Origin of the sequence: Pedobacter sp. BAL39 (assembly GCF_000170795.1) — a bacterium.
Taxonomy (GTDB): domain Bacteria; phylum Bacteroidota; class Bacteroidia; order Sphingobacteriales; family Sphingobacteriaceae; genus Pedobacter.
Genome location: NZ_ABCM01000017.1, coordinates 103,868 through 121,027, shown reverse-complemented (window position 1 = coordinate 121,027; position 17,160 = coordinate 103,868). Strand labels below are relative to the sequence as shown.

The window sequence follows — 17,160 nt, the reverse complement described above, 5'->3', positions numbered from 1 at the left end:
TATGGAATTTTTAAAGAAACCAATATTAACCGAAAAAGCTTCTGCATTGACAGAGAAGTCTAACCGCTTTACTTTTAGCGTAGACCACAAAGCCAATAAACTGCAGATTAAACAAGCCATCGAGAAAATGTACGGTGTGAACATTTTAGCCATTAACACAATGGTGGTAAATGGTAAACTAAAGTCAAGAAACACTAAAGGTGGTTTAGTTACGGGTCGTAGCCCAAAAATCAAAAAAGCGATTGTTACACTGGCAGCAGGCGAGACAATTGATTATTACGCGAATATTTAATAAGAATTGAATAATTTATAACTATGGGCTTAAGAAAATTTAAACCAGTCACTCCGGGAACCCGCTTTAGAGTAGGTGCCAGCTTTACGGAGATTACAGCAACCAAGCCCGAAAAATCATTGGTTGTTTCTTCTAAGAAATCGGGAGGACGTAACAATACAGGAAAGATGACTATGCGCTACATGGGTGGTGGTCACAAAAAATCTTACCGTTTAATTGACTTTAAACGTGATAAGTTTGACATTCCTGCAACAGTTGCTACTGTTGAGTACGATCCAAACCGTACCGCTCGTATTGCGTTATTGCACTACGCAGATGGTGAGAAGCGTTACATTATTGCACCAGAAGGATTGCAAGTAGGACAAACAGTAGTTTCGGGTGATACAGCTGCTCCAGAAGTAGGAAACACTTTGAAATTGGCTAACATTCCTTTGGGATCTATCGTACATAACGTGGAGATTCATCCAGGTCGTGGTGCTCAATTGGCACGTAGTGCAGGTGCTTATGCACAATTAGCTGCACGTGATGGTAAATATGCTACATTGAAAATGCCTTCAGGTGAAACCAGATTAATTTTGGTAGCTTGTTTAGCAACAATCGGAGCGGTTTCCAACTCAGATCACGCAAATGAGGTATTAGGTAAAGCAGGTCGTAAACGTTGGTTAGGACGTCGTCCTAGAACACGTCCGGTAGCGATGAACCCGGTAGATCACCCTATGGGTGGTGGTGAGGGTCGCTCATCAGGAGGTCAGCCTCGCTCAAGAAACGGTATGTATGCCAAAGGCTTCAAAACCCGTACACTTAAAAAATACTCAAATCGTTTCATCATAGAGAAAAGGAAGAAATAATGGCTCGTTCGATTAAAAAAGGACCTTATATTGACCATAACGTAGAGAAGAAAGTAGTCTCTATGAATGATTCAGGCAAAAAGTCTGTCATTAAAACTTGGTCTCGCAGATCAATGATCTCACCAGATTTTGTGGGTCATACATTTGCAGTACACAACGGTAACAAATTTATACCGGTATACGTAACAGAAAACATGGTTGGTCACAAGCTGGGAGAGTTTGCTCCAACCAGAACATTTAGGGGTCACTCTGAAAAGAAAAAATAATTAAGAGATGGAAGCAGTAGCGAAATTAAACAATTGTCCAACCTCACCACGTAAAATGCGTTTGGTTGTAGATCTTATCAGAGGTGAGCGTGTTGAGAAAGCTTTACATATTTTGAAGTTTACCAATAAAGATGCGGCAATCAGAGTTGAAAAACTTTTATTATCAGCGATCAAAAACTGGGAAACAAAAAATGAAGGTTCTCGCCCTGAAGAAAACCAATTATACGTGAAAACGATCATGGTTGGTGGTGGCCGTCAGTTGAAAAGATTAAGACCGGCACCTCAAGGACGTGGTTACAGAATTCGTAAGCGTTCAAACCACGTGACTTTGATAGTAGATAGTAAAAACGTTGAAACTCAAACTAATTAACAGAAATGGGACAAAAAGCACATCCAATAGGTAACAGGTTAGGAATCATCAAAGGTTGGGATTCTAACTGGTTCGGTGGCAACAACTATGCTGATAAATTAGTTGAGGACGAAAAAATAAGAAAATACCTTTCAGCACGTATCGCAAAAGGCGGTGTTGCAAAAGTGGTGATCGAGCGTACGTTAAAACGTATCACGGTAACGATCCACACTGCACGTCCGGGAATTGTGATCGGTAAAGCAGGACAGGAAGTTGACAAGATCAAAGAAGAGTTGAAGAAACTGACTAAAAAGGAAATTCAAATCAACATCTTTGAGATTAAACGCCCTGAGCTTGATGCACAATTAGTTGCAGAAGGTGTAGCAAAACAATTAGAGGCAAGGATCTCATTCCGTAGAGCAATGAAATCTACCATCGCAGCAACAATGCGTATGGGCGCTGAAGGTATCAAAATTATGACTTCTGGTCGTTTAGGTGGTGCTGAGATGGCTCGTAGCGAACAGTATAAAGAAGGAAGAATTCCTTTGCATACTTTCCGTGCTGACATTGACTATGCATTGGCAGAAGCTTTAACTACTTACGGTAAAATAGGTGTTAAAGTATGGATCTGTAAAGGTGAGGTTTACGGTAAACGTGATCTTTCTCCAAACATCGGCGCAACGAGCAATGCTCCAGGCAAAGGTGGCAGACCAGAAGGTGCTTTCGGTGGAAGAGACAGAGATAACCGTGGCGGTGGCGACAGACGTAACGACAAAGGTCGTGGCGGCAGAGGTCCTGGTCAAGGCGGTCCTGGTGCAGGAAGAGGAGATAACAGAGGTGGAAATTCTCAGAACAGAGGTCCTCGTAAGTAATTAGTTAACAGATCGTTTTACGATAATATCAGAATAAAATGTTACAGCCAAAAAGAACGAAGTTCAGAAAGATGCAAAAAGGCAGAATGAAAGGTTTAGCAACACGTGGTGCTGAATTGTCATTCGGGTCTTTCGGGATCAAATCTTTAGAGTCGACCTGGATTACCAGTCGTCAGATAGAGGCAGCCCGTATTGCGGTAACTCGTTTCATGAAACGTGAAGGCCAGGTGTGGATTAGAATTTTCCCGGACAAACCGGTAACTAAGAAACCAGCTGAAGTACGTATGGGTAAAGGTAAGGGTGCTCCGGAATACTGGGTAGCCGTAGTAAGACCCGGACGTATTATTTTTGAAGCCGAAGGTGTTCCTTTAGAAATTGCTAAAGAAGCCATGAGATTAGCGGCTCAGAAGTTGCCGATTCAAACAAAATTTGTAGTACGTAGAGATTACGTAGAAGCATAAAAAGAGTTATGGGTTGAATGTTGTAAGTAACTTGTTATTATAACCGCTAGACCCATCACATAAAAATTAATAAAATGAAGAACTCAGAAATCACAGGGCTTTCACAAGAAGAACTAGTAGCCAGGATTGCAGAAGAAACTGAAAACTTAGTAAAGTTAAAATTTGCACATACAATTTCGGCTATCGAGAATCCTACCCGCATTCAAAAGGTAAGAAGAGATATCGCCCGATTAAAAACTGAAGTGACTAAGCGTAAAGCTCAGTCTGCTACTGAAACTAAATAACTTTAGAGTCGAAATGGAAAGACAATTAAGAAAAACAAGAACCGGGTTGGTAGTAAGCAACAAGATGGAAAAATCTATTGTTGTAGCGGTAGAACGTAAAGTGAAACACCCGATCTATGGTAAGTTTGTTAAGAAAACTACCAAATTTATGGCTCATGACGAGAAAAACGATTGCGGTATTGGTGATACAGTACTGATCATGGAGACTCGTCCGCTGAGTAAAAACAAGAACTGGAGATTAGTTGAAATTTTAGAAAGGGCTAAATAACATGGTACAACAGGAATCAAGATTAAACGTAGCCGACAATAGCGGCGCAAAAGAAGTATTGGTTATCCGTGTGCTTGGTGGTACTGGAAAAAGATATGCTTCTATCGGCGATAAGATCGTTGTTACCGTTAAGAGCGCGTTACCTTCAGGAAACATCAAGAAAGGAACAGTTTCTAAAGCCGTAGTTGTAAGAACAAAGAAAGAGATCAGACGTAAAGATGGTTCTTACATCCGTTTCGACGATAATGCAGCAGTATTGTTAAATGCACAAGATGAGCCGAGAGGTACACGTATTTTTGGCCCGGTAGCGAGAGAACTGCGTGAAAAACAATTCATGAAAATTGTATCATTAGCACCGGAGGTATTATAAAATGAAAAATAAAGTAACTACACCAAAAATTAAACTTCGTAAGGGAGATTTAGTAAAGGTTATCGCAGGCGATTCAAAAGGCCAACAAGGTACCGTGCTTTCAGTATTGATATCTAAAAGCAGAATTCTTGTAGAAGGTGTTAACCTTGTATCAAAACATACAAAACCAAATGCTGCTAATCCAAACGGTGGTATCATTAAAAAAGAGGCTGCTCTTCATATTTCTAACGTAGCATTAGTAGATCCTAAAACAGGTGCTACTACTCGCGTTGGCAGAAAGCTTAATGCTGATGGGAAATTAGTTAGGGTATCTAAAAAATCAGGAGAGGAGATCAAATAATGGCTTACGTACCAAGATTAAAAAGTAAATATAAAGAGGAAATTGTAACGGCACTTAAAGATAAGTTCAATTACAAAAGCGTAATGCAGGTTCCTAAGTTAGAGAAAATCGCTATCAACCAAGGTGTTGGCCGTTTCGCTGTAACTGACAAAAAGATTATGGACAGCTCTATTTTAGAGATGAGCACCATTTCTGGTCAGCAGGCAGTAGGTGCGAAATCTAAAAAAGATATCTCTAACTTCAAGTTGCGTAAAGGTATGCCGGTTGGTGTACGTGTAACTTTACGTGACAACAACATGTATGAGTTCTTAGATCGTTTAATTTCCGTAGCTTTGCCACGTATCCGTGACTTCAAAGGTATCAATGACAAAGGATTTGATGGAAAAGGTAACTACACATTAGGTGTTACTGAGCAAATCATCTTCCCTGAGATCAACATCGACAAAATCAGCAAGATTTTAGGTATGGACATCACTTTTGTGACTACTGCTACTACTGATGTTGAGGCATTGGAACTGTTAAAACAATTTGGATTACCATTTAAAAATCAAAATAACACGACTGTATAATGGCAAGAGAAGGTGTAAAAGCTCGCGAAATTAAGCGCCAAAAGTTGGTAGCTAAATATGCGGATAAACGTGCAGAACTTAAAGCTGCCGGTGATTACGAAGGATTGGATAAGTTACCTAAAAACTCATCCGCAGTACGTTTGCACAACCGTTGCAAATTGACAGGACGTCCACGTGGTTATATGCGTACATTTGGTATATCAAGGGTAACGTTCCGCGATATGGCTTTAGCAGGTAAAATCCCTGGAGTAAGAAAAGCAAGCTGGTAAAACAGCTTTCTTTATGTTCAGGGTTTTATCCCTGGGCATAAGTAAAATAAAAATTAACCGATGGCAGGTCGTCCCGAATAGGTCGGGAAGGAAACCACTATCACAACTATATAAAAATGAATACAGATCCAATAGCAGATTATCTTACAAGAGTAAGAAATGCCATCAAGGCAAATCACAGAATTGTAGAAATTCCTGCATCAAACCTTAAGAAAGAGATTACTAAAGTTCTTTTCGATAAAGGTTACATTGCCAACTACAAATTTGAGGATACTAATGCTCAGGGCACGATTAAAATTGCGTTGAAATACAATGCAATCACTAAAATTCCTGCCATCCGTACATTGACCCGTATCAGCAAACCAGGTTTAAGGCAATATGCCGGCGTAGAAAATATGCCAAGAGTATTAAATGGTTTAGGTATCGCGATCCTGTCTACTTCAAAAGGAGTAATGACGGATAAAGAAGCGGCCAGACTAAACATTGGTGGCGAAGTTTTGTGTCACGTTTATTAATTAAAGGAGGATAGCAAAATGTCAAGAATAGGAAAAGCCCCAATTACTGTACCTTCAGGTGTAACAATTACTGTATCTAAAGATAATGTTGTAACTGTTAAAGGACCAAAAGGAGAATTAACTCAGGCAGTTGATTCAGATATCACCATCAGTCAGGAAGACGGCGTACTTACAGTACAACGCCCTTCTGAGCAGAAAAGACACAAAGCATTGCACGGTTTATACCGTTCATTGTTGAACAATATGGTTATTGGTGTTACAGAAGGATATAAAATATCTCAGGAACTAGTAGGTGTTGGTTACCGTGCAACAAACACAGGTAATACACTAGATCTGGTTTTAGGATATTCTCACCACTATGTATTCCAGTTACCGGAAGAAATTAAAGTCACAACTACCTCAGAGAAAGGTCAGACTCCTAAAATCATTTTAGAAAGTATTGACAAACAATTGATAGGTCAGGTAGCAGCGAAAATCCGCTCGTTACGTGCTCCGGAGCCATATAAAGGTAAAGGTATCAAGTTTGTAGGCGAAGTGTTAAGAAGAAAAGCAGGTAAATCAGCTTCTAAAAAATAATCATCATGGCAGGGAAAAAATTATCTCGTAGAGATCGTATAAAAAAAGGAATCAGAAAAAGATTAACAGGTTCTGATAGCCGTCCACGTTTGTCGGTATATAGAAGCAATAAAGGAATTTATGCTCAAATCATTAACGACGTAACCGGTAATACAATTGTATCAGCATCTTCTTTATCTAAAGATTTTTCTGGAACAGGAAACAAATCTGAGCAGTCAGTAGCGGTAGGCAAATTAGTAGCTGAGAAAGCGATTGCAGCAGGTGTTAAAGAAGTTGTTTTCGATAGAAATGGCTACTTATACCACGGACGTGTAAAATCGTTGGCAGAAGGTGCTCGCGAAGCTGGTTTAGTATTTTAATCTGAAAATAGGAGAAGAATGTCAACTATCAATATAAAAAGAGTTAAGACTAGCGAGATCGAATTAAAAGATCGTTTAGTTAGCATACAACGCGTTGCCAAAGTAACCAAAGGTGGACGTACTTTCAGCTTCTCAGCCATCGTGGTTGTGGGTGATGAAAACGGAATCGTAGGTTACGGATTAGGTAAAGCGAAAGAGGTTACAGAAGCGATCGCAAAAGGTATCGATGACGCTAAAAAGAACCTGGTAAAGGTTCCTTTGCTGAATGGTACCGTACCTCACGAGCAAATCGGTAAATTCTCTGGTGGTTTTGTATTAATCAAACCAGCAGCGGTAGGTACCGGAGTAATTGCAGGTGGTGCGATGCGTGCTGTATTAGAGAGTGCTGGTGTACATAACGTATTGGCAAAATCAAAAGGTTCATCCAATCCTCACAACGTGGTAAAAGCAACAGTAGATGCTTTAACAAAAATGCGTGATGCTTATACAGTAGCACAGCAACGTGGTGTTGATTTAAACAAAGTTTTTAACGGATAATATTATGGCTAAGATCAAAATAACCCAGATAAAAAGCATTATCGATAGGAGCGAACGCCAGAAAAGAACGATGAAAGCTTTAGGTTTGACTAAGATGAACCAAAGTGTAGAAGTGGAAGCTAATGCTGCCATCATCGGAATGGTGAGAAAAGTGAATCACTTAGTTGCTATAGAGAGTATATAATTTTTAAGGGTTGTAAATGTGGTTTATATGACTACATTTGCAACCTTTAAATATGTTTAACCGTTGCCCTGATTAGTGAAAGCGAAGGGCAGCACAATAAGTTTCAAAAATGAACTTAAGTAATTTAAAACCTGCAGCAGGTTCTACTAAAAACAGTAAGAGAATTGGTCGTGGTACCGGTTCAGGTCGCGGTGGTACATCCACACGTGGTCACAAAGGTGCTGGTTCACGTTCAGGACATTCAACGAAAGTTGGATTTGAAGGTGGTCAGATGCCATTACAACGTCGTGTGCCTAAGGTAGGTTTCAAGCCTATCAACCGCGTAGAATACGTTGGTGTAAACTTAGATGTATTGCAAGGATTGGCTGAAAAGTTCAACCTGACTACAATAGATTTTACTACATTGCAGGAGCACGGTTTAGCTCATAAAAATGACCTTGTAAAAGTTCTTGGTCGTGGTGAAGTTAAATCTAAGTTAGAAGTTAAAGCACATGCTTTTTCTGCAACCGCACAAAAAGCTATTGAGGCTGTTGGAGGCTCAATCGAAAAATTGTAATTAATGAAGAAGCTGTTTACTACTTTAAGTAATATTTGGAAAATTCAAGAATTGAAAGAGCGAATCGTATTTACGCTCATGATTCTTTTGGTTTATAGGTTTGTATCACATGTGGTTCTTCCAGGTGTTGATGCTACTCTTTTAGGTGAGAATGAGAAATCTGGCCTATTAGGTCTTTTGGATATGTTTGCCGGAGGTTCTTTTTCAAGGGTATCAATCCTTGCCTTGGGTGTTATGCCTTATATTTCTGCCTCAATTGTAGTTCAGCTCTTAGGTATTGCTGTTCCTTCATTCCAGAAAATGCAAAAAGAGGGAGAGAGCGGCAGGAAAAAACTAAATCAGATTACACGTTACCTGACGGTAGCCATCACCGCTGTTCAGGCTGTGGGTTACGTAAAAACACAGGTTCCTATGGAAGCGATCGTTATTGATCACACGTTATTCTTTGTCATGGCCACTTTCGTTCTGGCTGCAGGTACATTGTTTGTGATGTGGCTGGGTGAGAAGATTACTGACAAGGGGATTGGTAACGGTATTTCTTTGATCATTATGGTGGGTATCATCGCAAGATTGCCTATCGCATTGTATCAGGAAATCACTTCGAGAATTGTGAGTGATGGTGGTCTGATTGCATTGGTGTTGGAGATTGTTGCCTTATTTGCGGTGGTGATGTTCACCATTATGATTGTTCAGGGTGTACGTAAGGTGCCGGTGCAATACGCAAAACGTATTGTCGGTAACAGGCAGTTTGGTGGCGTGAGACAATACATTCCATTGAAAGTGAACGCAGCTGGTGTAATGCCGATTATCTTTGCACAGGCATTGATGTTTATTCCTGCAACACTGACTCAGTTTTTTCCAAGTTTGCAGAATACCTGGTTGGTACAGTTCAGCGATTACACTTCATTGGCATATAGCTTGACATTTGCCTTTTTGATCATTGCATTTACCTTCTTTTATACAGCCATTACAGTTAACCCAACACAGATGTCGGATGACATGAAGAAAAATGGTGGTTTCATTCCCGGTATCAAACCTGGATTTGCTACATCAAGCTTCATAGATGACGTAATTTCGAAGATCACCTTCCCGGGTGCTGTCTTCCTTGCGATCATTGCGATCCTTCCTTCTGTAGCGGTTAAATTCGGAATCAAATCAGAGTTCGCCCATTTCTATGGTGGTACTTCTTTGCTGATCCTTGTGGGTGTCGTATTGGATACTTTGCAACAGATTGAGAGTTATTTGTTAATGCGTCATTATGATGGTTTAATGAAAACAGGCAGGGTAACGGGCCGTACAGGAATTCCTGCTGCGAGCGGTACCAATGCGGTGATCTAATATTGAATGTCTAAAATCTATTACAAATCTCTTGAGGAGATCGAGTTAATAAGAGAAAGTTCTTTACTCGTATCGATGACTTTGGCTGAAGTAGCCAAAGTTATCGGTCCGGGAATAACTACTAAAAAGCTAAACGATCTTGCAGAGGAGTTTATTCAGGACAACGGGGCGATCCCAGCCTTTTTAAACTATAATGGATTTCCCTATTCATTGTGCATCTCACCAAACGACCAGGTGGTCCATGGGTTTCCCAGTGACTATGTGATCCAGGAGGGAGATTTGATATCGGTGGATTGTGGAGTGATCAAAAACAAGTACTTCGGTGATTCTGCATATACCTTCTCCATTGGTGAGATCAGTGCGGAGCAACAGAAGCTTGTAGAGGTTACAAAGACATGTCTTGCTTTAGGTGTTGAGAAGGCGGTTGTAGGTTCGAGGATAGGAGATGTAGGATATGCTGTACAGGCACATGCAGAAGCAAATGGTTTCGGTGTAGTCCGCGAGTTGGTAGGTCACGGTGTAGGTGTTAAATTGCATGAGAAACCAGAGGTTCCCAATTACGGCAAACGCGGTATGGGGATTAAATTGGAGGAAGGCATGGTAATTGCGATTGAACCGATGATCAACGCTGGTACAGCGTCCGTAAAATTCTGGTCTGACGGCTGGACAGTAACAAGTAAAGACAACAAGCCATCTGCTCATTTTGAGCATACGGTGGCCGTTAAAAAAGGGCAGGCGGACGTTCTATCGACCTTTTCAATGATAGAGGAAGTTTTAAATAAAAAAAAGTAAATAATTAATTTTTTTTATTTAATTTTGCAACCCTGTTTAATAACAGCTAATTAAGTAAAAATCAATATTATATGGCTAAACAAGCCTCCATTGAACAAGACGGTGTAATAAGAGAAGCGCTATCAAATGCCATGTTCCGGGTAGAACTAGAGAATGGTCATGAGATTATCGCTCATATTTCAGGTAAAATGCGGATGCACTACATCAAGATTTTACCTGGAGACAAAGTAAAATTAGAGATGTCGCCTTACGATTTATCAAAAGGCAGGATTACTTATAGATATAAATAAAATGAAAGTTAGGTCATCAATTAAAAAACGCAGTGCTGACTGCAAGGTTATTCGTCGTAAGGGTAAGCTTTACGTAATTAACAAAAAGAACCCTAAGTTTAAACAGCGTCAAGGTTAAGAAATTATTGAATTATGATGTAGATTGAATGTACGGGTTACTCAATCTGTGGTTCAATCAAATAATCAAACATTTAGTACAAATATGGCAAGGATATCAGGTATTGATTTACCAAGAAACAAAAGAGGCGAAATTGGTCTGACTTATATCTTCGGAATAGGTAGATCAACTGCTCAACGTATTTTAACGGAAGCAGGTATCGATTTTAACAAAAAAGTACAGGACTGGTCTGATGATGAGTTATCAGCAATCCGTACTATTATCAACGACGGCGTGAAAGTAGAAGGTGCTTTACGTTCAGAGGTTCAGTTGAACATTAAACGTTTAATGGATATCGGTTGTTACCGTGGTTTACGTCACAGAAAAGGTTTACCAGTACGTGGTCAGCGCACTAAGAACAATTCTCGTACACGTAAAGGCAAGAGAAAAACAGTTGCTAACAAGAAAAAAGCTACTAAATAAAATTAGTACTGAATAAGAATTATGGCTAAGAGTAAAAAAGTTACCAAAAAGCGTATTGTTGTTATAGAGTCTGTTGGTCAGGCCCACATCAATGCTACTTTTAACAATATCATTGTTACTTTAACAAATAACAACGGTCAAACTATTTCATGGTCTTCTGCAGGTAAAATGGGCTTCAAAGGTTCTAAAAAGAACACGCCATATGCAGCAGGTCAGGCAGCATCAGACTGCGGAAAAGTAGCATTTGATTTAGGTCTGCGTAAAGTAGAGGTTTTTGTTAAAGGTCCAGGTTCAGGTCGTGAGTCTGCAATCAGAACATTGCAGGTTTCAGGAATCGAAGTAACCTCGATCAAAGATATCACACCGCTTCCACACAATGGATGTCGTCCTCCTAAAAAGAGAAGAGTTTAATTTATTAATTTTTAAAGCTAAGAGTCTGCAGCTTCAGGTTGCACGATACTTTAAAACAAGACACAATGGCAAGATATACAGGACCAAAGTCCAAAATCGCCCGTAAATTCAGAGAGCCTATTTTTGGCCCTGACAAGGTATTAGACAGAAAGAATTATCCCCCAGGCCAGCATGGCGCTTCGAAAAGAAGAGGAAAACAATCTGAGTACGCAGTACAGTTAATGGAGAAACAAAAAGTGAAATACACTTATGGTGTATTAGAGCGTCAGTTCCGCAACTTGTTTACCAAAGCGTCGTCACGTCAAGGTATTACTGGTGATAACTTATTGCAATTATTAGAAGCACGTTTAGACAATACAGTATATAGATTAGGTATTGCTACCACACGTTCAGCTGCACGTCAGTTAGTTAGCCATAAACACGTAACAGTTAACGGTGAAGTAGTTAACATTCCTTCATATCAATTAAAAGCTGGTGATGTTATCGCAGTTCGCGAGAAATCAAAAACTTTAGAGGCCATCACCAACTCCGTAGCAGGAAGAGTAATCAATAAATTCAATTGGTTAGATTGGAATGCAAGCGAATTAACAGGTAAGTTTCTGTCTTATCCTAACCGCGACGAGATCCCGGAAAATATCAAAGAGAACCTTATAGTAGAGTTATACTCTAAGTAATATATTCAGTTAATTGCCTGCTTCAGGCAATTAACTGAATATATTACATCAATTTAATAACGATCTAAAAACATTCATAAATGGCAATTTTAGCATTTCAGAAACCAGATAAGGTAATCATGCAGAAATCAACCGATTTCGATGGTATATTTGAATTTCGTCCTTTAGAACCCGGTTTCGGTGTAACAATTGGTAATGCCTTAAGAAGAATTTTACTTTCTTCATTAGAAGGTTATGCCATTACAAGTATTCGTTTTTCTGGCGTATCTCATGAGTTTTCTACGATGAAAGGTGTTGTAGAAGATTTGACGGAAATCATCCTTAACTTGAAACAAGTGCGTTTCAAAAAAGTAGGTGATTCTGGTGATTCTGAAAAAGTTTTCATTTTAGTAAACGGTCAAGATCAGTTTACAGCTGGAGATATTACAAAATTCTCTAACAACTTCGAGGTACTTAACCCTGATTTCGTTATTTGTAACATGGAAAAAACAGTGACTTTAGAGGTAGAATTAACTATCAACAAAGGTCGCGGTTATGTTCCCGCAGAAGAAAATAAAATCAATGATGCTGTTGTTGGCGTGATCGCAATCGATTCGATCTTCACCCCAATGAAAAATGTAAAATACACGATTGAAAACTATCGTGTTGAGCAGAAAACAGATTATGAAAAATTAATATTAGACATCTCTACTGATGGATCAATCCATCCTGAAGAGGCACTTAAAGAAGCTGCGAAAATTTTGATCCAGCACTTTATGTTGTTCTCTGATGAGAATCTGGTATTGGAATCTCAAGCTAAAGAAGAGACCAAAGAAGTAGACGAGGAAATCCTGCACATGCGTAAGATCCTTAAAACTGAGTTGGTGGATCTTGATCTTTCGGTACGTGCATTAAACTGCCTGAAAGCAGCTGACATCCGTACTTTGGCAGATCTTGTTTCCTACGATGTAGCTGATATGTTAAAATTCAGAAACTTCGGGAAAAAATCTCTTACTGAGATCCAGGAGCTTGTAAAATCCAAAAGTCTTTCATTCGGTATGAACTTATCCAAGTTCAAACTGGACGAAGAATAAACAGTACAAAATAAAATAACAATATTGTTAATAGTGTGTAATTCCCTCAGCTAAACATCAGAGACGGTACACACTGAATAAATTTAAAAATGAGACACGGTAAAAAAGTAAACCACTTAGGAAGAACAGATTCACATCGTAAGGCGATGTTGGCTAACATGGCTTCATCGTTGATTAAACACAAAAGAATCTCGACTACTTTAGCTAAAGCAAAAGCTTTACGTATGTATGTTGAGCCTTTAATTACAAAATCTAAAACTGATACTACACACTCACGTCGTATTGTTTTCGGTTACTTACAGGATAAAGAAACTGTTACTGAATTGTTCCGTGATATCGCTGCGAAAGTAGCTAACCGTCCAGGTGGTTATACAAGGATCATTAAGTTAAACAGCCGTTTAGGTGATAACGCTGAGATGGCGTTGATCGAATTGGTTGATTACAACGAAGTATACTGTAAAACTGCTGAATCTGCTGAGAAGAAAACTACACGTCGTGGTAGAAGCAAAGCGAAAAAAGCTGATGCACCTGTTGCTGACGCAGAAGCTAAAGAGGTTGTTGCTGAAGAAGCACCAGCTGCTGAGGAAGCTCCTGAAATCAAAGAAACAAAAGAAGATAAAGGAGAATAATTTCCCGATTTCTTTAAGAGAAGCCCTGGTCCTATTGGACAGGGCTTTTTTTGTGCCCGGCGGGTAAGACGGTTCGCTGTGATTAACTATGGCCTCCTTCATCTAAATGACCTATCTTTGCGGAGTAAATTATAAATGATGTCCAATCAATCCCAATTACAGCAGTTTCGGGATCTGCTGTCTTCCAGTTTATCAAATGCTACTTTTTTGAAGGTTTCCCTGGGCAATTATCAGGGAAATGATAAGGAGCTTAAAAACATCTATATCCGTAAGGTGAAGATCAAACGAAATGACATGCTTTCTTTTACCTATCGGTATAAAACACGCGACATTTTTAAGAATCTTGGAATTGCTGAAGGGACGGAGATGGTTTCCAACTTAATCAGCAATGATTTTAAAGTAGCCACACTGTTTACCACAGAAAAGGAAATCGTACTGGAGCATAATAAGAAAGATGTAATCGTTATCCGGGAGAAGGCGAACGTGCTGACTACACCGCAAAGTTCGTCTCACGATAAGGAAAAACGCAGACTGATTCAGCCGGCAGGTAAGTCTTATCTGGAAGCCTTGAAAATTACCGGCCCTGATGGGCAGGTGTATAAAAATGCACAGGACAAGTACAAACAAATCAATCAATATATAGAAATTCTGAGTGCGCTGATCAGGGATTATAAAGACGGTGACGTGCATAAAGTTGTAGATATGGGTTCAGGTAAAGGTTACCTTACTTTTGCGCTGTACGACTATCTGCATACAGTGCTGAAGCTTGATGTGCAGGTGACCGGTGTTGAGTTTCGCGAGGACCTAGTAACATTATGTAATTCTATCGCAAAGGAATCCGGTTTTGAGCTGCTTAATTTTGTGGAAGGTACGATTCAGGAATTTGAGGTTCCAAAGCTGGATTTACTAATTGCCCTGCATGCCTGTGATACCGCGACAGACGATGCCATTTATAAAGGGATTCAGGGAGGAGCAGGTCTGATCGTGGTTGCTCCATGTTGTCATAAGCAGATCCGCCGGGAAATGGAAGCAAATAAAGTAAGGAATGAATGTAGTGTACTGACGAAGTATGGCATTTTCATGGAACGGCAGGCCGAGATGGTAACCGATGGAATACGGGCCCTGATTCTGGAATACTATGGGTACAAAACGAAGGTGTTTGAGTTTATATCCGATGCGCATACACCTAAGAATGTGCTGGTAGTTGGTACAAAAATAACTGGTCAGGCCATTTCTCAGCTGGAGGCACGCCGCCCGGAGATTCTAAAAAAGATACAGGAAACCAAGACTTATTTCGGTATTCGTTACCATCATCTGGAACGTCTGTTATGGCCTGAATAACAGAATGTGACGACTTCTGTCATCCTGTCACATTTTTGTAACCTGATTCGGACATAAGATTCTATTCTGAAACATGGAATCATAGATTTTCTGCCAAAAACCAATTGGCACATTGCTTGTTAAAGAGTTGATAATAAAAAAGAATTAATAACGTAAACAGAGATAAATAAGATGTCAAAAATTATTGGTATAGACTTAGGAACAACGAACTCTTGCGTAGCCGTAATGGAAGGTAACGAACCTGTAGTTATAGCCAACAGTGAGGGTAAGCGCACTACGCCATCCATTGTTGCTTTTGCAGAAAATGGAGAACGTAAAGTAGGAGAGCCGGCTAAACGTCAGGCAATCACCAATCCAACAAAAACAATTTCTTCGATCAAACGCTTTATGGGCAGCAGCTTTGCTGAGGTTACTAAAGAAAGTGGTCGTGTACCTTATACGGTGGTAAAGGGCGACAACAATACACCACGTGTGGAAATTGACGACCGTAAATATACTCCACAAGAGATTTCTGCGATGATTTTGCAGAAAATGAAAAAAACAGCGGAAGACTTTTTGGGTCATGAAGTTTCAGAAGCAGTAATTACTGTTCCTGCATATTTCAATGATGCACAACGTCAGGCTACTAAAGAAGCTGGCGAGATTGCTGGTTTAACAGTAAAAAGAATCATCAACGAGCCTACTGCAGCTGCATTGGCTTACGGTCTTGATAAAGCACATAAAGACATGAAAATTGTTGTGTTTGACTGCGGTGGTGGTACTCATGACGTTTCTGTACTAGAACTTGGTGATGGTGTTTTTGAAGTGAAATCTACCGACGGTGATACACACTTAGGTGGTGATGACTTTGACCACATTATTATTGAATGGTTAGCTTCAGAATTCAAATCTGAGAATGGCATGGATCTTCACCAGGATCCGATGGCATTGCAACGTTTGAAAGAAGCGGCTGAGAAAGCTAAGATTGAGCTTTCAAGCACTACTTCTACAGAGATCAACCTGCCTTATATTACTGCTGATGCAACAGGTCCTAAACACTTGGTTAGAAACCTGAGCCGTGCTAAATTTGAGCAATTGGCTGCTGACCTGATTAAACGTACGATTGATCCTTGTAAATCAGCATTGAAAAATGCAGGTTTAAAAACAACTGATATTGACGAAATCATCTTAGTAGGTGGTTCTACACGTATCCCTGCAATCCAGGATGCAGTTAAAGCTTTCTTTGGTAAAGAACCTTCTAAAGGTGTGAATCCTGATGAGGTGGTAGCTATTGGTGCTGCAATCCAAGGTGGAGTATTGACTGGTGAAGTGAAAGATGTATTGTTATTGGATGTTACCCCTCTTTCTTTAGGTATTGAGACTATGGGTGGCGTGATGACTAAACTGATCGAAGCCAATACAACTATTCCTTCAAAAAAAGCAGAGACGTTCTCTACTGCTGCTGATAACCAGCCTTCAGTGGAAATCCACATCTTACAGGGTGAGCGTCCAATGGCTGCTCAGAACCGTACGATCGGTCGTTTCATTCTGGATGGTATTCCACCAGCACCACGTGGTGTTCCTCAGGTAGAAGTGGCTTTTGATATTGATGCCAATGGTATCCTGCATGTAAGTGCAAAGGATAAAGCTACTGGTAAAGAGCAGAAAATCCGTATCGAGGCTTCTTCAGGTTTAACTGATGAAGAGATCAAGAGAATGAAAGAAGAAGCAGAGCAAAATGCTGATGCAGATAAAGCAGCTAAAGATGAAGCTGATAAAATCAACAGTGCTGATGCGTTGATCTTCTCAACTGAGAAACAACTGAAAGAATTCGGTGATAAACTTGGAGCAGATAAAAAAGCACCTATCGAAGAAGGTTTGAAAAAACTGAAAGATGCGCATGCAGCAAGGAACTTTGCTGATATCGATGCAGCTCAGACTGAATTGCAGAATGCATGGAATGCAGCTTCTGAAGATATGTACAAAGCAGGTCAGGATGGTGCACAACCAGAAGGCGCATCAGATGCTCAGGCTGATGCTCAATCTGCAGGTGGTGACGATGTGACTGATGTAGATTTTGAAGAAGTAAAAGACGACAATAAATAGTCTTTGAAGGACCATAAGAAAGGCCCCTGATG

General features: G+C 40.0%; 29 protein-coding genes. All 29 read left to right on the top strand.

Annotated elements, in window-relative coordinates; genetic code table 11:
* Position 1 precedes the first annotated feature (1 nt).
* The 29 genes from rplW to dnaK all read left to right on the top strand — a co-directional run bounded on the left by rplW (position 2) and on the right by dnaK (position 17,128).
* Positions 2–292, top strand: coding sequence for a 50S ribosomal protein L23 (gene rplW / locus PBAL39_RS19110; RefSeq protein WP_008244583.1), 291 nt, complete (start codon positions 2–4; stop codon positions 290–292).
* 23 nt (positions 293–315) lie between these two features.
* The gene (rplB, locus tag PBAL39_RS19105; RefSeq protein ID WP_008244582.1) at positions 316–1,140 is read left to right on the top strand and encodes a 50S ribosomal protein L2; all 825 of its coding nucleotides are present in this window, start codon (positions 316–318) and stop codon (positions 1,138–1,140) included.
* Positions 1,140–1,406, top strand: a complete 267-nt coding sequence (rpsS, locus tag PBAL39_RS19100) for a 30S ribosomal protein S19 (RefSeq protein ID WP_008244581.1) — start codon at positions 1,140–1,142, stop codon at positions 1,404–1,406. The genes rplB and rpsS overlap by 1 nt, the downstream gene beginning before the upstream one ends.
* A 7-nt stretch (positions 1,407–1,413) precedes the next feature.
* Positions 1,414–1,776, top strand: coding sequence for a 50S ribosomal protein L22 (rplV, locus tag PBAL39_RS19095; protein WP_012780780.1), 363 nt, complete (start codon positions 1,414–1,416; stop codon positions 1,774–1,776).
* Positions 1,777–1,781: 5 nt separating this feature from the next.
* On the top strand, positions 1,782–2,627 hold the full coding sequence (gene rpsC, locus PBAL39_RS19090; protein WP_008244579.1) for a 30S ribosomal protein S3: 846 nt from the start codon (positions 1,782–1,784) through the stop codon (positions 2,625–2,627).
* Positions 2,628–2,665: 38 nt separating this feature from the next.
* Positions 2,666–3,088 (top strand): 50S ribosomal protein L16, encoded by a 423-nt coding sequence (rplP, locus tag PBAL39_RS19085; protein ID WP_008244578.1) that lies wholly within the window; start codon positions 2,666–2,668, stop codon positions 3,086–3,088.
* A 74-nt stretch (positions 3,089–3,162) separates the two neighbouring features.
* The gene (gene rpmC / locus PBAL39_RS19080) at positions 3,163–3,372 is read left to right on the top strand and encodes a 50S ribosomal protein L29 (RefSeq protein ID WP_008244577.1); all 210 of its coding nucleotides are present in this window, start codon (positions 3,163–3,165) and stop codon (positions 3,370–3,372) included.
* A 13-nt stretch (positions 3,373–3,385) separates the two neighbouring features.
* Positions 3,386–3,640: a 30S ribosomal protein S17 gene (gene rpsQ, locus PBAL39_RS19075; RefSeq protein WP_008244576.1), complete on the top strand. Its 255-nt coding sequence runs from the start codon at positions 3,386–3,388 to the stop codon at positions 3,638–3,640.
* Position 3,641: 1 nt separating this feature from the next.
* The gene (rplN, locus tag PBAL39_RS19070; RefSeq protein WP_008244575.1) at positions 3,642–4,010 is read left to right on the top strand and encodes a 50S ribosomal protein L14; all 369 of its coding nucleotides are present in this window, start codon (positions 3,642–3,644) and stop codon (positions 4,008–4,010) included.
* Between the two features lies 1 nt (position 4,011).
* On the top strand, positions 4,012–4,350 hold the full coding sequence (gene rplX, locus PBAL39_RS19065) for a 50S ribosomal protein L24 (protein ID WP_008244574.1): 339 nt from the start codon (positions 4,012–4,014) through the stop codon (positions 4,348–4,350).
* Positions 4,350–4,919: a 50S ribosomal protein L5 gene (gene rplE, locus PBAL39_RS19060; RefSeq protein ID WP_008244573.1), complete on the top strand. Its 570-nt coding sequence runs from the start codon at positions 4,350–4,352 to the stop codon at positions 4,917–4,919. Before rplX ends, rplE begins: the two co-directional genes overlap by 1 nt.
* Positions 4,919–5,188 (top strand): 30S ribosomal protein S14, encoded by a 270-nt coding sequence (gene rpsN, locus PBAL39_RS19055; protein WP_008244572.1) that lies wholly within the window; start codon positions 4,919–4,921, stop codon positions 5,186–5,188. Before rplE ends, rpsN begins: the two co-directional genes overlap by 1 nt.
* 116 nt (positions 5,189–5,304) lie before the next feature.
* Positions 5,305–5,703, top strand: coding sequence for a 30S ribosomal protein S8 (rpsH, locus tag PBAL39_RS19050; protein ID WP_008244571.1), 399 nt, complete (start codon positions 5,305–5,307; stop codon positions 5,701–5,703).
* Positions 5,704–5,721: 18 nt separating this feature from the next.
* The gene (rplF, locus tag PBAL39_RS19045) at positions 5,722–6,279 is read left to right on the top strand and encodes a 50S ribosomal protein L6 (protein WP_008244569.1); all 558 of its coding nucleotides are present in this window, start codon (positions 5,722–5,724) and stop codon (positions 6,277–6,279) included.
* A gap of 5 nt (positions 6,280–6,284) precedes the next feature.
* The gene (gene rplR, locus PBAL39_RS19040) at positions 6,285–6,638 is read left to right on the top strand and encodes a 50S ribosomal protein L18 (protein WP_008244568.1); all 354 of its coding nucleotides are present in this window, start codon (positions 6,285–6,287) and stop codon (positions 6,636–6,638) included.
* A gap of 18 nt (positions 6,639–6,656) precedes the next feature.
* Complete coding sequence (rpsE, locus tag PBAL39_RS19035; RefSeq protein WP_008244566.1) at positions 6,657–7,175, top strand: 30S ribosomal protein S5; 519 nt, start codon at positions 6,657–6,659, stop codon at positions 7,173–7,175.
* Positions 7,176–7,179: 4 nt separating this feature from the next.
* Entirely contained in the window at positions 7,180–7,359 is a 180-nt protein-coding gene (rpmD, locus tag PBAL39_RS19030; protein ID WP_008244564.1) for a 50S ribosomal protein L30, read from the top strand.
* 109 nt (positions 7,360–7,468) lie between these two features.
* Positions 7,469–7,915, top strand: coding sequence for a 50S ribosomal protein L15 (rplO, locus tag PBAL39_RS19025; protein WP_008244560.1), 447 nt, complete (start codon positions 7,469–7,471; stop codon positions 7,913–7,915).
* Positions 7,916–7,918: 3 nt separating this feature from the next.
* Entirely contained in the window at positions 7,919–9,253 is a 1,335-nt protein-coding gene (secY, locus tag PBAL39_RS19020; protein WP_008244559.1) for a preprotein translocase subunit SecY, read from the top strand.
* A 6-nt stretch (positions 9,254–9,259) separates the two neighbouring features.
* Entirely contained in the window at positions 9,260–10,045 is a 786-nt protein-coding gene (gene map, locus PBAL39_RS19015) for a type I methionyl aminopeptidase (protein WP_039867105.1), read from the top strand.
* Positions 10,046–10,116: 71 nt separating this feature from the next.
* Positions 10,117–10,335, top strand: coding sequence for a translation initiation factor IF-1 (infA, locus tag PBAL39_RS19010; protein ID WP_008244555.1), 219 nt, complete (start codon positions 10,117–10,119; stop codon positions 10,333–10,335).
* Between the two features lies 1 nt (position 10,336).
* Positions 10,337–10,453 carry a type B 50S ribosomal protein L36 gene (gene ykgO, locus PBAL39_RS19005; protein WP_008244551.1) on the top strand — a complete coding sequence of 39 codons (117 nt, stop codon included), beginning with the start codon at positions 10,337–10,339 and terminating at the stop codon, positions 10,451–10,453.
* Between the two features lie 84 nt (positions 10,454–10,537).
* A complete protein-coding gene (gene rpsM / locus PBAL39_RS19000) occupies positions 10,538–10,915 on the top strand; it encodes a 30S ribosomal protein S13 (protein WP_008244542.1) in 378 nt (125 codons plus the stop codon).
* Between the two features lie 21 nt (positions 10,916–10,936).
* The gene (rpsK, locus tag PBAL39_RS18995; RefSeq protein WP_008244541.1) at positions 10,937–11,326 is read left to right on the top strand and encodes a 30S ribosomal protein S11; all 390 of its coding nucleotides are present in this window, start codon (positions 10,937–10,939) and stop codon (positions 11,324–11,326) included.
* A gap of 65 nt (positions 11,327–11,391) precedes the next feature.
* Positions 11,392–12,000 (top strand): 30S ribosomal protein S4, encoded by a 609-nt coding sequence (gene rpsD, locus PBAL39_RS18990; RefSeq protein ID WP_008244540.1) that lies wholly within the window; start codon positions 11,392–11,394, stop codon positions 11,998–12,000.
* Positions 12,001–12,080: 80 nt separating this feature from the next.
* Positions 12,081–13,073: a DNA-directed RNA polymerase subunit alpha gene (locus PBAL39_RS18985; RefSeq protein WP_008244539.1), complete on the top strand. Its 993-nt coding sequence runs from the start codon at positions 12,081–12,083 to the stop codon at positions 13,071–13,073.
* An 89-nt stretch (positions 13,074–13,162) separates the two neighbouring features.
* Positions 13,163–13,702 carry a 50S ribosomal protein L17 gene (rplQ, locus tag PBAL39_RS18980; protein ID WP_008244538.1) on the top strand — a complete coding sequence of 180 codons (540 nt, stop codon included), beginning with the start codon at positions 13,163–13,165 and terminating at the stop codon, positions 13,700–13,702.
* Positions 13,703–13,840: 138 nt separating this feature from the next.
* Positions 13,841–15,043 carry an SAM-dependent methyltransferase gene (locus PBAL39_RS18975; RefSeq protein ID WP_039867104.1) on the top strand — a complete coding sequence of 401 codons (1,203 nt, stop codon included), beginning with the start codon at positions 13,841–13,843 and terminating at the stop codon, positions 15,041–15,043.
* A gap of 171 nt (positions 15,044–15,214) precedes the next feature.
* Positions 15,215–17,128, top strand: coding sequence for a molecular chaperone DnaK (dnaK, locus tag PBAL39_RS18970; RefSeq protein WP_039867103.1), 1,914 nt, complete (start codon positions 15,215–15,217; stop codon positions 17,126–17,128).
* The last annotated feature ends 32 nt before the right edge of the window (positions 17,129–17,160 follow it).

Coding starts and splice junctions, on each gene's coding strand:
- rpsE (WP_008244566.1), top strand. CDS start 6,657: ATGTCAACTATCAATATAAAAAGAGTTAAGACTAGCGAGATCGAATTA.
- rpsH (WP_008244571.1), top strand. CDS start 5,305: ATGAATACAGATCCAATAGCAGATTATCTTACAAGAGTAAGAAATGCC.
- rpsN (WP_008244572.1), top strand. CDS start 4,919: ATGGCAAGAGAAGGTGTAAAAGCTCGCGAAATTAAGCGCCAAAAGTTG.
- dnaK (WP_039867103.1), top strand. CDS start 15,215: ATGTCAAAAATTATTGGTATAGACTTAGGAACAACGAACTCTTGCGTA.
- secY (WP_008244559.1), top strand. CDS start 7,919: ATGAAGAAGCTGTTTACTACTTTAAGTAATATTTGGAAAATTCAAGAA.
- rplP (WP_008244578.1), top strand. CDS start 2,666: ATGTTACAGCCAAAAAGAACGAAGTTCAGAAAGATGCAAAAAGGCAGA.
- rplN (WP_008244575.1), top strand. CDS start 3,642: ATGGTACAACAGGAATCAAGATTAAACGTAGCCGACAATAGCGGCGCA.
- rpsQ (WP_008244576.1), top strand. CDS start 3,386: ATGGAAAGACAATTAAGAAAAACAAGAACCGGGTTGGTAGTAAGCAAC.
- rplE (WP_008244573.1), top strand. CDS start 4,350: ATGGCTTACGTACCAAGATTAAAAAGTAAATATAAAGAGGAAATTGTA.
- PBAL39_RS18985 (WP_008244539.1), top strand. CDS start 12,081: ATGGCAATTTTAGCATTTCAGAAACCAGATAAGGTAATCATGCAGAAA.
- rpsM (WP_008244542.1), top strand. CDS start 10,538: ATGGCAAGGATATCAGGTATTGATTTACCAAGAAACAAAAGAGGCGAA.
- rplV (WP_012780780.1), top strand. CDS start 1,414: ATGGAAGCAGTAGCGAAATTAAACAATTGTCCAACCTCACCACGTAAA.
- rpmC (WP_008244577.1), top strand. CDS start 3,163: ATGAAGAACTCAGAAATCACAGGGCTTTCACAAGAAGAACTAGTAGCC.
- rplQ (WP_008244538.1), top strand. CDS start 13,163: ATGAGACACGGTAAAAAAGTAAACCACTTAGGAAGAACAGATTCACAT.
- rplR (WP_008244568.1), top strand. CDS start 6,285: ATGGCAGGGAAAAAATTATCTCGTAGAGATCGTATAAAAAAAGGAATC.
- rpsC (WP_008244579.1), top strand. CDS start 1,782: ATGGGACAAAAAGCACATCCAATAGGTAACAGGTTAGGAATCATCAAA.
- rplW (WP_008244583.1), top strand. CDS start 2: ATGGAATTTTTAAAGAAACCAATATTAACCGAAAAAGCTTCTGCATTG.
- rplF (WP_008244569.1), top strand. CDS start 5,722: ATGTCAAGAATAGGAAAAGCCCCAATTACTGTACCTTCAGGTGTAACA.
- rpmD (WP_008244564.1), top strand. CDS start 7,180: ATGGCTAAGATCAAAATAACCCAGATAAAAAGCATTATCGATAGGAGC.
- infA (WP_008244555.1), top strand. CDS start 10,117: ATGGCTAAACAAGCCTCCATTGAACAAGACGGTGTAATAAGAGAAGCG.
- PBAL39_RS18975 (WP_039867104.1), top strand. CDS start 13,841: ATGTCCAATCAATCCCAATTACAGCAGTTTCGGGATCTGCTGTCTTCC.
- rplO (WP_008244560.1), top strand. CDS start 7,469: ATGAACTTAAGTAATTTAAAACCTGCAGCAGGTTCTACTAAAAACAGT.
- rplX (WP_008244574.1), top strand. CDS start 4,012: ATGAAAAATAAAGTAACTACACCAAAAATTAAACTTCGTAAGGGAGAT.
- rpsK (WP_008244541.1), top strand. CDS start 10,937: ATGGCTAAGAGTAAAAAAGTTACCAAAAAGCGTATTGTTGTTATAGAG.
- rplB (WP_008244582.1), top strand. CDS start 316: ATGGGCTTAAGAAAATTTAAACCAGTCACTCCGGGAACCCGCTTTAGA.
- ykgO (WP_008244551.1), top strand. CDS start 10,337: ATGAAAGTTAGGTCATCAATTAAAAAACGCAGTGCTGACTGCAAGGTT.
- map (WP_039867105.1), top strand. CDS start 9,260: ATGTCTAAAATCTATTACAAATCTCTTGAGGAGATCGAGTTAATAAGA.
- rpsS (WP_008244581.1), top strand. CDS start 1,140: ATGGCTCGTTCGATTAAAAAAGGACCTTATATTGACCATAACGTAGAG.
- rpsD (WP_008244540.1), top strand. CDS start 11,392: ATGGCAAGATATACAGGACCAAAGTCCAAAATCGCCCGTAAATTCAGA.